The sequence below is a fragment of the Arthrobacter sp. S39 genome, from assembly GCF_004320525.1.
In the GTDB taxonomy this organism is placed as follows: domain Bacteria; phylum Actinomycetota; class Actinomycetes; order Actinomycetales; family Micrococcaceae; genus Arthrobacter.
Window position 1 is genome coordinate 164,218 of sequence record NZ_SIHX01000005.1, and the last position, 12,680, is coordinate 176,897.

Sequence of the window (12,680 nt, forward strand, 5' to 3'; positions counted from 1 at the left end):
AACACCGTGAAGAAGTCCGACAAGATTGCCGCCGCCGCTGCCGCCGGAGCGTTGCTGCTCACCGGTGGTCTGACCGCCGCAGCCAATGCCGGTACCAGCCAGGCGGCCGCCCAGGCAGCGGTGCCGGCGCCCGCTGCTGTGCCCGCCGTCGATATCCCGCAGGCACCGGAAACCGTGGTGGCGCAGAACCGCATCAGTGTTGGCGCCTCGTCCCATGCCGTCAGCGCAGCCCTCGCCAAATGCCAGGCGGACAAGCTGCCGTTCGTCACAGTGGCCCTCGTGGACCGGTTCGGAACCGTCCAGGCGCTCCTTCGCGGGGACAACGCCGCCGAGCACACGATCGAAGCAGCCAAGCAGAAGGCCTACACCGCGGCTGCTTTCGGTGCGCCCACGAGTGAGCTGGCCAAGCGCATCAACGGCAACGGACCCAGCATCGCTGACCTCCCCGGCACCCTGTTCCTCGCCGGTGGCGTCCCGCTCAAGGTCAACGGCGTCTCGGTGGCGGGCATCGGCGTGGGCGGCGCCCCCGACGGCACCCTGGACGAAGCCTGCGCCACCGCCGGCGCCGACGCGATCGCCGCGCTCGCAGCCGGCCCGGCCAAGTAGGCTCGGCTCCATGAGGCGGTTCAGGACCTGGCGGTTGAAGAACCGGCGCCGGGCACGCAGCACGGCGGCTGTACTGATTGTGGCGGGCGGCGTGGCAGTGTGCCTCGCGGCCTGCCAGACGGTTCCCGGCGAGGCACCACGGGTGGAGGCGCCGCCGTCGTCCGTCCTGCCGGGTCCTGGGACCTCCGCTCCCGCCCCGTCTGCTTCAACTCCGGCTCCCACCAAGCCGCCTGCCTTGTCCGCCGAGGCGCAGGCCCGGCTCGACCAGGGACTGATCGCCGCCGCGAAGGCCAACAACGTGGCGCTGGTGGCTGAGCTCATTGGCCGCGGCGGGAGCGTGAACGCCAAGGACGCGATCCAGGACTCCGCGTTCCTCTACGCCGGGGCCGAGGGCTTCAACGAGGTCCTCCAGCTGACCCTGGCGGCCGGCGCCGACGTCGCCAGCACCAACCGCTACGGCGGGACAGCCCTGATCCCGGCCAGTGAACACGGCCATGTGGAGACGGTCCGCATCCTGCTGGCCGAAGGCGTGCCCGTCAACCATGTAAACAACCTGGGCTGGACCGCCATGCAGGAGGCCATCCTGCTCAACGACGGCGGGCCCAGGCAGCAGGAGGTGGTCCGGCTGCTGCTCGAGGCCGGCGGGGATCCGAACATCCGGGATCCCGAGGGCCGCACGGCCCTGCAGAACGCCGAACGGCTGGGCTTTGCCGAGATCGCCAACCTGATCCGCGATCGCTAGCGCTGCCGGTCACCTCCAACGCGGGGTCAGATACGGCCCGATAATCCGCCCCGGAGCGGCCGTATCTGACCCCGCGTTGGATTACGAGACGGCCTCGAGCACGCTGACGTAGTTGGCGATACCAACACCGCCCATGTTCTGGACGGCGGCGCGTCTGGGATTGGCGAGCTGCATGTCGCCGGCGGTTCCCGTGAGCTGCATGGCGGCGATGACATGTTGGGACACGCCGGTTGCACCCACAGGGTGGCCCTTGGCTTTGAGCCCGCCGGAGACGTTGATGGGCAGTTTGCCGTCCTTGAATACCCAGCCTTCCTCGAGGGCGCGGGCCCCCTGGCCCGGTTCGGTCAGTCCCATGGCTTCGTACATCAGCAGTTCGGCGATGGTGAAGCAGTCGTGGACTTCGGCGAAGTCCAGGTCCTCAAGGCCGACGCCGGCCATCGCCAGGGCACGCTGCCAGGACACCCGGGTGGCCGCGAAAGCCGTGGGATCCCGGCGGTCGGCCGGGAAGAAATCATTGGCCTGGCCGAAGCCTGCGAGCCGCACCGGCGCAGTGGCCCCGCCGGTTGGTGAGACGGACAGCACGACGGCGGCGGCGCCGTCGGACACGGGGGAACAGTCGGTACGGCGCAGGGGGTCGGCGACCATCGGGTTCTTGTCCGAGATGGTGCGGCAGAACTCCTCGCCGAGGTCCTTGCGGAGCTGGGCGTAAGGGTTGTCCACTCCGTTGCGGTGGTTTTTTGCCGCGATGGTGCCCAGGACGTCGCCCAGCTTTCCGTCGCCGCGTCCGTAGCGCTTGTCGTAGTGCTTGGCGACGTCCGCGAAGAGCCCGGTGAAGCCGGTGGTGGAGGTCTGGCCGGCCATGTCGTAGTCGGCGCCCAGCAGTGCGGCTCCTACAACGTCGGCGCCGGCGTGCGTCATCTTCTCGGCACCGATCACCAGGACGGTTTTCGCGGTGCCGGCCAGCAGGGACTTGGTGCCCTGCTGGAAAGCGGCCGAGCCGGAGGCGCAGGCATTCTCCACCCGGGTGGCCGGGACGTTGGCCAGGTCCGGCGAGACCTGCAAGGCCAGTGACGACGGGAAAGCCAGCGGCATCATGCCGGAGTTGAACTGGCCGAGGTAGATTTCATCGATCTGGCCGGCGTCGATCCCGGCGCTGCCGATAGCTTCCGTGGCCACCTGGACGATCAGGGACTCGAGCGTCTCGTCCGTCAGTTTGCCGAACCGGCTGTGGCCCCAACCGGTGAGCAGGACGTCCTTGCCGAACTGTTGCTTCAGGCTCATGCTGCCACTTCCTCGTTTTCGAGTTGGACGCCGAACACGGCTTCGGTTTTTGCGCGGATGTCGTCCACGGTGACCCCCGGCGCAAGGCGGGTCAGCGTGAGCTGCCGCCCGCCGCCGTCGTCCGCTTTCACCAGGTCAAAGACCGCGAGGTCGCTGATAATTCTGTCCACGCAGCTGAGCCCCGTGAGCGGCAAGGTGCACTCGGTGACGATTTTGGCGGTGCCGTCCTTGGCGTTGTGTTCGGTGAGGACCACAACGCGCGGGGTGCCGGCGACGAGGTCCATGGCGCCTCCCATGCCCTTGACCATCTTGCCTGGGATGGTCCAGTTGGCGAGGTCGCCGTTGCCGGAGACCTGCATGGCGCCGAGGATGGCGACCTTCACGTGGCCGCCGCGGATCATGCCGAAGGACGTGGCGGAGTCGAAGATGCTGCCGCCGGGCAGGACCGTAACGGTCTGCTTGCCGGCGTTGATGAGGTCCGCATCCTCTTCGCCCTCGTAGGGGAACGGGCCCATGCCGAGCAGCCCGTTCTCGCTCTGCAGGACCACGCGGACGCCCTCGGGCAGGTTGTTGGCCACCAGCGTGGGGATGCCGATGCCCAGGTTCACGTAGTCGCCGTCGTTCAGTTCCTCGGCCGCGATGGCAGCCATTTCATCCCTGGTCCAGGCCATGGGGGTCTCCTTGTTCAAAAGGTTGGGGGGCTTAAGTGTTCGTTCGCGCTGGGTGGAGCGTTACCGCTTGTGAAGCAGTACTAGGCGGGGACGGGCTCGGAGGTACGCGGTCGGACCGTGCGCTGTTCGATGTCCTTGACCCGCCCGGACGCCTGGACCAGGCGCTGGACGTAGACGCCGGGGGTGACAATGTGGTTCGGATCCAGTGTCCCGGGGTCCACGATGACTTCCGCTTCCGCGATGGTGACCGCACCGGCCGTGGCCACCACCGGATTGAAGTTCCTGGCGGTGTAGCGGTAGATCAGGTTCCCGTCCGTGTCCGCGGTGTGCGCGTGGACGAGGGCGACGTCGGCACGGATGGCGCGCTCCTGCACGTACGTTTCGCCGTCGAACACCTCGTGCGGCTTGCCCTCGGCGACGAGCGTGCCGACTCCCGTCTTGGTGTAAAAGGCGGGAATGCCGGCGCCGCCCGCGCGGAGGCGTTCGGCCAGCGTGCCCTGCGGAGTGAACTCCACCTCCAGTTTCCCCGCGAGGTACTGCTCGGCGAACAGCTTGTTCTCGCCGACATAGGAGGCAATGACCTTGCGGACCTGCCCCGCTTCGATCAGCACCCCCAGGCCTTTCCCGTCCACGCCCATGTTGTTGGACACCACAGTCAGGTCCCGCACGCCGGAGTCACGGACGGCCTCGATCAGGTCAGCCGGGATGCCGCTCAGGCCGAAGCCGCCCACCGCCAGGGTGATTCCATCCCGCAGGACATCGTGGAGGGCGTCGGCAGCGCCTGTTTTGAGTTTCGACATGCTTTTCTCCTCATTGAGAGCGGGGGCTTTACGGCGTATTCCACTTTATGGACAATAGCTCTGGTTTCGGAGCGTACGGGAGTGAATTGTGGCCTGTCAAGGCATCCGAATTGCCCAAATCGTGGCCTTTTTACAGTGTGGACGGTACCCTGAGTGGAGTCCACAATATGGATACTTTGAAGCTCGAAAGGTCATACATGAACCAGAATCCCGTGCAGGGCGCACAGGTTGTCAGCCGCATCGCCGGGCTGCTGCGCATCGCCGGCCGCAAGCCCGAAGGCAGCCCGCTGGTGGAACTGGTGAAGGAGTCAGGCCTCACCCGGCCGACGGTCCACCGCCTGCTGACCTCGCTGGCGGCGGAAGGACTCCTGGACCATGACGCCCGGACCGGCAATTGGGTTCTCGGACCCGAAATCCTGCTGATGGGGTCCGTGGCGTCCGCAAGGTTCCCGCTTGAGGAGATCGCCCGGCCCAGCCTCCGCCGGCTGGCGGAGGAGACGGGGGAGAGCGCCTTCTTTTCCATCCGCCGGGGAGCGGAGACGGTCTGCCTGCTCAGGGAGGAGGGCAGCTTCCCGGTTCGTTCCTTCGTGCTGCATGAAGGAGTCCGTTTCCCACTGGGCGTCGCCTCGGCCGGGACGGCAATCATGGCATTCCTGCCGGAGGCGGAACAGGAACAGCTGCTGGCATCCTGGGCAGGCCATGCGGGCGCGTTCGCCGCAGCACACACGGCAGAAGTTGTCCGGGCAGGCCTGGCCAGGACCCGGCAGGCAGGCTACTCGGTGAATCCCGGCCTGGTGCTCGAAGGCAGCTGGGGGATGGGTGCCGCCGTCTTTGACCAGGCGGGACGGCCTGCGTGGGCACTGTCCCTGACCGGCATCGAGCCGCGCTTCCGCGAGGACCGGCAGGAATTCCTTGGCCGGCTCCTGATGGAGGAAGCCCACCGGATCACGAACAAGCTGGGTTCCCCCGCCAAGGAACTGTTGTGACGCCGGGCGGGGCGTGCCTACGCTAGCCATAGAGTGCCAAACACCCGAAGGAGCCAGGGACATGAGCACGAATGTGTACTTCGAACAGTACGGCGATCCGGAGGTCTTGAAGATCGGGCCGGAGGAACTGCCGGAACCCGCCGCCGGCGAGGTGCGGGTGGAGTTCCGCGCCATTGGCGTCAACCCGACGGACTGGAAGCTGGTGGCAGGGCATCTCAGCAAAGTGGCGCCCCTGGACCTTCCCGAAGTGCCGGGCAGCGAGGCCGCCGGAGTGGTCACGGCGGTGGGGCCCGCGTTCGAAGGTTTCACCGTCGGCGACGAAGTCATCTGGAACGGCTTCACGGGCGGCTACCGCATGGAGGCTGTGGTCCCCGCCGATCAGCTCACGCCGCTGCCCGCCGGCGTCGATTTTGAACAGGCCGCCTGCATTCCGGTGGCAGGGGGCACCGCTTACTCAGCCTTGAAGCAGGTGGGAGTGGGCCCGGGTGACACGGTGCTGATCCACGCGGCGGCCGGAGGCGTGGGGTCCGCTGCCGTCCAGATTGCCCAGGCCTTTGGCGCCCGCGTGATCGGCACGGCGTCGGAAGCCAACCAGGACTACCTGCGGGAGCTGGGCGCGGAGGCCGTTCCTTACGGGCCCGGCCTGGCTGACCGCATCAGGTCCGCCGCTGAGGAGGCCGGAGCTGTCACCGCAGTGCTGGACGCAGTGGGGACCGAGGAATCCGTGGCGGCAACGGTCGAACTCCTCCCGGACCGCGGCCGGGCCGTCATCACCGCTCCGGGCAAACAGTCAAAGGAGGCCGGGATCGCCGCCGTGCAGCAGCAGGAGGGCCGGATCATGGACGTGGCCACGCTCGCAGCGGAAGGCCTGATCACGTTCACCATTGCACACCGGTTGCCGCTGGTCGAGGCGGCCGAGGCGCTGGAACTTAGCCGCAGCGGCCACGGCCACGGCAAGATCGTCCTGCTGCCCTAACGCTTCTGAGCAGGACGGCGCAGGGTAAGCCGGTGCCACAGGGGTTCATCGGGTGCCCGGTCCAACGTCGTCATGCGCTTCTACCAGCCACGCTGCGATGTCGGCGTCCAGCTGGTCAGCTGCGGTGAAGCTGAAGCGGTGCGTGTACACCCTCCTGGTGGTGGGAAAGCTTTGCAGCAGGGCCGGATGGTCCACCAGCCGTAGCAGGTCAATGGCTACTTCCAGCCGCCCGGAAATGATAAACGCGGCCGCGAACACGCGCCGGTCCGCCCACGCCACCTCCGTGCGGTGGACTCGCTCTTCGCATTCGCCGGTGGCGAGCACCAGCGCACGGAACCGGCGGAAGAGTTCGACGGCGGCCGGCGGCTTCCCCGCGAGGTACGTGTCGACGTCGTGGGTCATGCCCGCCTATGGCCGGCCCGGCGCTCCCCGGAACCTTAGTCCTTCCACCAGGTGTCGAAGATCGTGACGGGCACAGTGCGCTTGTGGCGCGTGCGCAGGTACTTTTCTTCGATCTTTTCGGCTACCTCATCCGGTACGTCGCGGCCCTCGAGGTAGTCGTCGATCTGGTCGTACGTGATACCCAACTCGTCCTCGTCGGTGCGCCCGGGCTTGCCGTCCAGGAGGTCCGCCGTAGGCACCTTCTCCCAGACGCGTGCCGGGGCTCCCAGCTCGGCCAGGAGTTCACGGTTCTGGCGCTTGTTCAGGCCGAACAGGGGCAGGATGTCCGCGCCGCCGTCGCCGTACTTCGTAAAGAAGCCCGTGACTGACTCGGCGCCGTGGTCGGTGCCGATGACCAGGTAGTTGTGTTCGCCGGCCAGCGCGTACTGGGCAATCATCCGGGTGCGCGCCTTGGTGTTGCCCTTGTGGAAATCGGAAATCCCGTTTCCGACGGTCTTTTCGAACTCATCCTCGAAGCCGTCCACGGCGGCGGAGATGTTGAAGGTCCACTCCGTCTTGGCCTGGACGAAGTCCAGTGCTGCCTGGGCGTCGTCCTCGTCGTGCTGCACGCCGTAGGGCAGGCGGACGGCCACGAAGTTGGCCTCCACACCCTCGGCTTCCAGCTCCTCAACGGCAAGCTGGGCCAGCCGGCCGGCGAGCGATGAGTCCAGTCCGCCGGAGATTCCCAGGACAAAGCCCTTGGTGTGTGTTGCCTTGAGGTAGTCCTTGAGGAAAGCCACGCGTTTGCGCACCTCCCCGACGGGATCGATCCGGGGCTGCACGCCCATTTCTTCAACGATTTTGGCCTGGAGTTCGCGCATGTGTCCCAGCCTAGCCAGCAGTGTCAATAACGCTCAACTGTGTCCTCCGCAACCAGTCACGGTTGAGCGCGAACGTACACTTCAGCTCCGGGGTTACGCTTTCGCCGGAGCCGGCCCGGTGGAGCCGCGGACCGTGAGGTGCGTGGGCATCACGGAGCGGCTGCGCGTGCCGCCTCCGGCCAGCGCGTTCAGCTGGGCCAGCAGCATGGAGACAGCCACGCGGCCTGCCTGTTCGATGGGGGAGGCCATGGTGGTCAGCGGCGGATTGCAGAAGTCCGCCCCGAAAATGTCATCACACCCCACAATGCTCATGTCCTCTGGTACACGGAGACCCCGTTCACGCAGCCTCTGCAGCATCCCGATGGCAATCAGGTCGTTAAACGCGATGCAGGCCGTGACGCCGGAGTAGACAGCGGCGTCCGCTGCGGCCGCACCGGATTGGGTCTTGGGCGCGAACGGTCCAAGCCGGCGGACTTCCACGCCGAGTTCCTCTGCCGCCCCGGCCAGGGCGGCCCAGCGACGGGTACTGGACTGGGACGTCGTGGGCCCGGCGATGTAGGCAATCCTGGTGTGTCCCAGCGAAGCGAGGTGGTCCAGTGCCTGGCTGGTGGCCGAGGGAGTGTCGATGATGACCGCGGGAACGCCGGGAACGTCCCGGTTGATGGCCACCAGGGGCGTCGTCGCGGCCGCTGCCAGCAACACCTCGTCCGTGAGCCGCGACGCGGCAACGATGATTCCGTCAGCGCTCTTGCGCAGCTGGTCAACGGTGGTGGCCTCCACTTCGTCGGACTCCTCCGTGTCCACCAGCAGTTGGGTGTACCCGGCCGCCTTGAGCTGGAGCTGCGTTCCCCGGATCAGGTCAAAGTAGAAGGGGTTGGTAATGTCCGGCACCAGGACCCCGACGGCGGACGTCCGGCCGGAGCTCAGCGCCTTGGCCTGGATGTTCGGCCTGTAGTTCAACGCTGCCGCCGCGGCTTCAATGCGCTCGCGGGTACGGACGTTGACGCGGTACGGCGTGGAAAGCGCACGGGAAACAGTGGAAGCAGCGACTCCGCACCGGGCGGCGATGTCGTGGATCGTGGCAGGGCGGTCCGTTCCTGCGGCTTGCGTCGCCATGGCGCTCCTCTCTGAACGAAATGACGGGGGTGGCTATGACCATTGCCATAGCTGCATCCGCCAAGAATGCCACAATCCGCCAATCTTTGGCAATCGGTTGTCATTCGTTGGCGCGATGCCTAGACTTGCGGGAGTACCGTTCTGTGAACCGAGTCACCCACGCGCCGTAGCTGGAATCCACGGCTGCCACTGCCGCGAGGGTCCTACCGAGGAGATTCCCTTGACCCAAGCACCATCCGCAACCTGGCAGCTCTCGGGATTCGGCGACGAAATTGATCCGGATCCGGCCATTCAGGCGTCTGTGCTGCTGGCACTGGGCGCCAGCCATATCGAGGTCCGCAGCGCCTGGGGGACGAACGTCTCCGAGCTGACACCGGAGCAGATTGCCGCGCTCAAGGAAATCCTCGATGCCAAGCGCCTCAAGGTCTCGGCCGTAGCCAGCCCCATCGGCAAGGTGGACGTGAGCCTGCCCGTGGAACACGAGGTGGAACGGCTCCGCCAGATCATCTCCGTGGCCAAGGGCCTGGATACCAAATACGTCCGGATCTTCTCGTTCTACCGGGCCGAAGGCCGGACCCCGGAAGAGATCCGCGACGACGTCCTGGCCCGCATGGGTGCGTTGGCAGCGCTCGCCGAGGAATCCGGCGTCGTGCTCCTGCATGAGAATGAAAAGGACATCTACGGGGATACACCGCAGCGCGTGCTGGACATCATGGAATCCGTGAACTCTCCGGCACTGCGCGTCGCCTGGGACAACGCCAACTTCGTACAGGTGGGCGTCAAGCCGTACACGGACGGGTACGCCATCCTGCGCCCTTACCTCGAGTACCTCCAGGTCAAGGATGCGCTCTCTACCACCGGCGAAGTGGTGCCCTCCGGTGAGGGAGACGGCGAGCTCGACGCCACCATCGCCGCGCTTAAGGCTGACGGTTTCTCCGGCTTTGCGTCACTGGAACCCCACCTGGCCAGTACGCATGAGCTGGGCGGTTTTTCGGGACCGGTGGCTTTCGGCATCGCGGCGCGGGCCTTTGCCGCGCTCGCGGCGAAGAACGGGGTTGGACTCTCTTGATGACGACGGCGGCGGTCATCGGCTGCGGCGATGTGTCCGCCGTGCATTTCGATGCGGTTGCAAAGCTCGACGGCGCCTCTTTGGTTGCGGTCTGCGATACGGATCCGCAGCGGCTGGCGGCCGCCGTGGCCGCGTATGGCGTCCCCGGCTTCGCCGACCATCTGAGCCTTATCGAGGCGGTCCGGCCCGATGTGGTGCACATCTGTACTTCGCACGACCAGCATGCGTCGGTGGCAGCAGACTGCCTCGAGCGCGGCGTCAACGTCATCGTGGAAAAGCCGCTGGCACACACCCTGGCGGAGGGGCGCCGCCTGGTTGAGGCCGCCTCAGCGGGCACCGCGAAGATCGCCGTCTGCTTCCAGAACCGGTACAACGCTACGGCGCAGGCCATGCATGCCCTGCTCTCATCCGGCGAACTTGGGCCGGTGGTGGGGGCATCCGCAACGGTTATGTGGCAACGGGGCCCTGAGTACTACCAGAGCAGGCCATGGCGGGGGACGTGGGCCGGCGGCGGCGGTGGCCTCATGATGAACCAGGCCATCCACACCGTTGACCTGCTCCAGTGGCTGGTGGGCGACGTCGTGAAGGTCACCGGCAATGCATCCACGCGTTTCCTGGGTGGCACCATCGAGGTGGAGGACACCGCAGAATTCGTCGCGGAACATGCCAACGGTGCCCGGAGCGCGTTTTATGCCACCCTGGCCAATGCCTTTAATGCGCCGGTGACACTCGATGTGGTCACCGGGAAGGCGGTCCTGAGCCTTCGGGGCGACCTCACTGTCAGCCATGATGACGGGCGCGTGGACGTCATTCCGGAACGCACCAGCGACTCCGGCGGCCGGTCCTATTGGGGTGTCTCGCATGAGCTCCTGATCAACGACTTCTACAACCGGCTGGACGAGACCGAGCCGTTCTGGATCAGCCCTGCCGAAGCCGAGAAATCGCTGCGCATCATCAAGGACGTGTACCGGCAGAGCTACCCGGATTCGGTTCACCAGGTTTCCTGAGTAAGCGGGCACGATGGCCCTGGAGGGGTCAGAAGACAACGGAGGACCACCATGGCCACCACAGCCAAAATCGGCGTACAGGCGATGATGCTGAAAGACAGTTTCGCGGAGATCGGGGCGTTCGAAACGCTCCGCAAGGTCAGCGCGATCGGTTACAACGCCGTCGAAATCTCCCAGATCCCGATGACACCGGAGAACGTGGCAGAACTGGACCGCTCCCGAGGCGAACTGGGCATGGACGTCGCGGCGTTGTCCGTCGCCATGGAAACCCCCAAGGGCCGCCCCGGCGATTCGCTCCAGGACCACTTCGACAAGATCGTGGACGACGCCCAAAGCCTGGACGCGAAACTGCTGCGGATCGGCATGCTGCCGTTCGGTGCAATGACATCCATCGGCGCGGTGATCGATTTCGCCAAGCAGGCCAATGAATACGCCGAGCGTCTGAAGGACCAGGGCCTGAACCTTTACTACCACAACCACCACATCGAGTTTGCGAAGTTCGACGGCAAGTTCATGCTGGACATCATTGCCGAGAACTCCCCAGCGATGGGCCTGGAAATCGACGTGCACTGGGTGCAGCGCGGCGGCCTGGATCCGGTGCGCACCCTGGAAAAGTACGCTGGCCGCACAGCCATGGTGCACCTGAAGGACTACCGCATCGGCCAAATGCCGGAAGCGGCCATGGGGCAGCTGGATTCCGGGGACTTCGCCGGATTCATGGCCGAATTCAAAAACGTTGTCCAGTTCGCCGAAGTGGGCGAAGGCAACCTGGACTTCGCGTCCATCATCCCGGCCGCGCAGGCTGCAGGCGCAGCGTACCTGCTGGTGGAGCAGGACGAACTCTACGGCCGGACAGTCTGGGAAGCGCTGCAGATCTCCTACAACAACCTGATTGCCCTGGGCCACTCCGGGCTTTTCTAAGCACCGATTTCCAGCAACTGGTTTCGACAAGCTCAACCAACGAAAAGGATAAATAACTGTGAGCAAGAAAGTACGCCTCGGCATCATCGGCCTGGGACAGCAGGGCGGCGCCTACGCCAGGTTCATCGCAGACGGAATGATCCCCAACCTGGAGATAGGTGCCATCTGCGACATCGACCCCGCCAAGAAGGACGTTGCCGCTTCCCACTACCCGGACGCCCCCTTCTACGACGACTACATCGCCATGCTGGAAAGCGGCGACGTCGATGCGGTGGTCACGTGCGTCCCGCACTTCCTGCACCCGGAAATGGGCATCGAATCCCTCAAGCGCAACGTCCACGCCCTTCTTGAGAAGCCGGCCGGCGTCTACACCAAGCAGGTCCGGGAACTGAACGAGTTCGCTGCCGGCAAGCCGGAACTCTCCTTCGGCATCATGTTCAACCAGCGCAACAACCCGCTGTACAGGAAGCTTAAAGAGATCGTGGACAACGGTGAGATCGGCACGATCCGCCGCAGCAACTGGATCATCACCAACTGGTGGCGTCCGCAGGGCTACTACAACTCCAGCGAATGGCGCGCGACGTGGGGCGGCGAGGGCGGCGGCGTCCTGGTCAACCAGGCACCGCACCAGCTGGACCTGTGGCAGTGGATCTGCGGAGTGCCCAAGTCCGTCTACTCCAAGGTTTCCTTCGGCTTCCGCCGCGACATCGCCGTCGAGGATGAAGTGACTGCGGTGGCTGATTACGGAGACGGAGTTACCGGCGTTTTTGTCACCGCCACGCACGACCTCGTGGGAACCGACCGCTTCGAAATCCTGGGCGACCAGGGCAAGATCGTCGTCGAAAACTCCAAAACCGCCACTGTCACCCGCCTGGTCAAGCCCGAGCGTGAACTCAGCGACGCCATGGACATGGACGACGTCCGCAAGCTCTTTAAAGGCGAGCTGAACCCCGAGCAGTACTACACCACCGAAGTCATCGAATTTGATTCTGTCTGGGGTGGGCAGCACGCCGGCGTCCTGGAGAACTTCGCCGCCAACATCCTGGACGGCACCCCGCTGCTGGCGCCGGGCTCGGACGGCATCAACGGCGTCCGCCTGGCCAACGCCATCCACCTGTCCAGCTGGACCGGCACGGAAGTGGGCCTGGACTTCGACGAGGACGTGTTCCTGGCCGAATTGAACAAGCGCATCGCGGACGAAGGCAAGTTCCCCGAGCGCTCCTAGCCGAACCCGGCCAGCCGC

14 protein-coding genes are annotated in these 12,680 nt (G+C 65.7%); 8 read left to right on the forward strand and 6 right to left on the reverse strand.

Annotation, left to right across the window (positions count from 1 at the left end):
* The first annotated feature begins 6 nt into the window (after window positions 1–6).
* Window positions 7–606: a heme-binding protein gene (locus tag EYS21_RS11995; RefSeq protein WP_131133434.1), complete on the forward strand. Its 600-nt coding sequence runs from the start codon at window positions 7–9 to the stop codon at window positions 604–606.
* A gap of 10 nt (window positions 607–616) precedes the next feature.
* On the forward strand, window positions 617–1,348 hold the full coding sequence (locus EYS21_RS12000) for an ankyrin repeat domain-containing protein (RefSeq protein WP_131133435.1): 732 nt from the start codon (window positions 617–619) through the stop codon (window positions 1,346–1,348).
* Between the two features lie 81 nt (window positions 1,349–1,429).
* Here EYS21_RS12000 and EYS21_RS12005 read toward each other — a convergent pair whose 3' ends face one another.
* From EYS21_RS12005 to EYS21_RS12015, 3 genes are all read right to left on the reverse strand, one after another.
* Window positions 1,430–2,629, reverse strand: a complete 1,200-nt coding sequence (locus EYS21_RS12005; protein WP_131133436.1) for an acetyl-CoA acetyltransferase — start codon at window positions 2,627–2,629, stop codon at window positions 1,430–1,432.
* On the reverse strand, window positions 2,626–3,300 hold the full coding sequence (locus EYS21_RS12010) for a CoA transferase subunit B (protein WP_131133437.1): 675 nt from the start codon (window positions 3,298–3,300) through the stop codon (window positions 2,626–2,628). The genes EYS21_RS12005 and EYS21_RS12010 overlap by 4 nt, the downstream gene beginning before the upstream one ends.
* Before the next feature lie 80 nt (window positions 3,301–3,380).
* Window positions 3,381–4,100 carry a CoA transferase subunit A gene (locus tag EYS21_RS12015; RefSeq protein WP_131133438.1) on the reverse strand — a complete coding sequence of 240 codons (720 nt, stop codon included), beginning with the start codon at window positions 4,098–4,100 and terminating at the stop codon, window positions 3,381–3,383.
* Between the two features lie 197 nt (window positions 4,101–4,297).
* Here EYS21_RS12015 and EYS21_RS12020 point away from each other — a divergent pair, with 197 nt between their 5' ends.
* Together EYS21_RS12020 and EYS21_RS12025 are read left to right on the forward strand one after the other, a co-directional pair.
* Window positions 4,298–5,086: an IclR family transcriptional regulator gene (locus EYS21_RS12020; protein WP_131133439.1), complete on the forward strand. Its 789-nt coding sequence runs from the start codon at window positions 4,298–4,300 to the stop codon at window positions 5,084–5,086.
* Window positions 5,087–5,147: 61 nt separating this feature from the next.
* Window positions 5,148–6,062: an NADP-dependent oxidoreductase gene (locus EYS21_RS12025; RefSeq protein WP_131133440.1), complete on the forward strand. Its 915-nt coding sequence runs from the start codon at window positions 5,148–5,150 to the stop codon at window positions 6,060–6,062.
* Window positions 6,063–6,107: 45 nt separating this feature from the next.
* Here EYS21_RS12025 and EYS21_RS12030 read toward each other — a convergent pair whose 3' ends face one another.
* From EYS21_RS12030 to EYS21_RS12040, 3 genes are all read right to left on the reverse strand, one after another.
* Window positions 6,108–6,464 carry a DUF5655 domain-containing protein gene (locus tag EYS21_RS12030; protein WP_131133441.1) on the reverse strand — a complete coding sequence of 119 codons (357 nt, stop codon included), beginning with the start codon at window positions 6,462–6,464 and terminating at the stop codon, window positions 6,108–6,110.
* A gap of 35 nt (window positions 6,465–6,499) precedes the next feature.
* The gene (gene nadE, locus EYS21_RS12035) at window positions 6,500–7,324 is read right to left on the reverse strand and encodes an ammonia-dependent NAD(+) synthetase (protein ID WP_131133442.1); all 825 of its coding nucleotides are present in this window, start codon (window positions 7,322–7,324) and stop codon (window positions 6,500–6,502) included.
* A 93-nt stretch (window positions 7,325–7,417) separates the two neighbouring features.
* Window positions 7,418–8,440 carry a LacI family DNA-binding transcriptional regulator gene (locus EYS21_RS12040; protein WP_131133443.1) on the reverse strand — a complete coding sequence of 341 codons (1,023 nt, stop codon included), beginning with the start codon at window positions 8,438–8,440 and terminating at the stop codon, window positions 7,418–7,420.
* Window positions 8,441–8,660: 220 nt separating this feature from the next.
* Here EYS21_RS12040 and EYS21_RS12045 point away from each other — a divergent pair, with 220 nt between their 5' ends.
* Genes EYS21_RS12045 through EYS21_RS12060 form a run of 4 tightly spaced genes read left to right on the forward strand, consistent with a single transcriptional unit; the run spans window position 8,661 to window position 12,662 of the window.
* On the forward strand, window positions 8,661–9,509 hold the full coding sequence (locus EYS21_RS12045; RefSeq protein WP_131133444.1) for a sugar phosphate isomerase/epimerase family protein: 849 nt from the start codon (window positions 8,661–8,663) through the stop codon (window positions 9,507–9,509).
* A complete protein-coding gene (locus tag EYS21_RS12050) occupies window positions 9,509–10,516 on the forward strand; it encodes a Gfo/Idh/MocA family oxidoreductase (protein WP_131133445.1) in 1,008 nt (335 codons plus the stop codon). The genes EYS21_RS12045 and EYS21_RS12050 overlap by 1 nt, the downstream gene beginning before the upstream one ends.
* 51 nt (window positions 10,517–10,567) lie before the next feature.
* Window positions 10,568–11,437, forward strand: a complete 870-nt coding sequence (locus tag EYS21_RS12055) for a sugar phosphate isomerase/epimerase (protein WP_242633399.1) — start codon at window positions 10,568–10,570, stop codon at window positions 11,435–11,437.
* A 58-nt stretch (window positions 11,438–11,495) separates the two neighbouring features.
* Complete coding sequence (locus tag EYS21_RS12060; RefSeq protein WP_131133446.1) at window positions 11,496–12,662, forward strand: Gfo/Idh/MocA family oxidoreductase; 1,167 nt, start codon at window positions 11,496–11,498, stop codon at window positions 12,660–12,662.
* The last annotated feature ends 18 nt before the right edge of the window (window positions 12,663–12,680 follow it).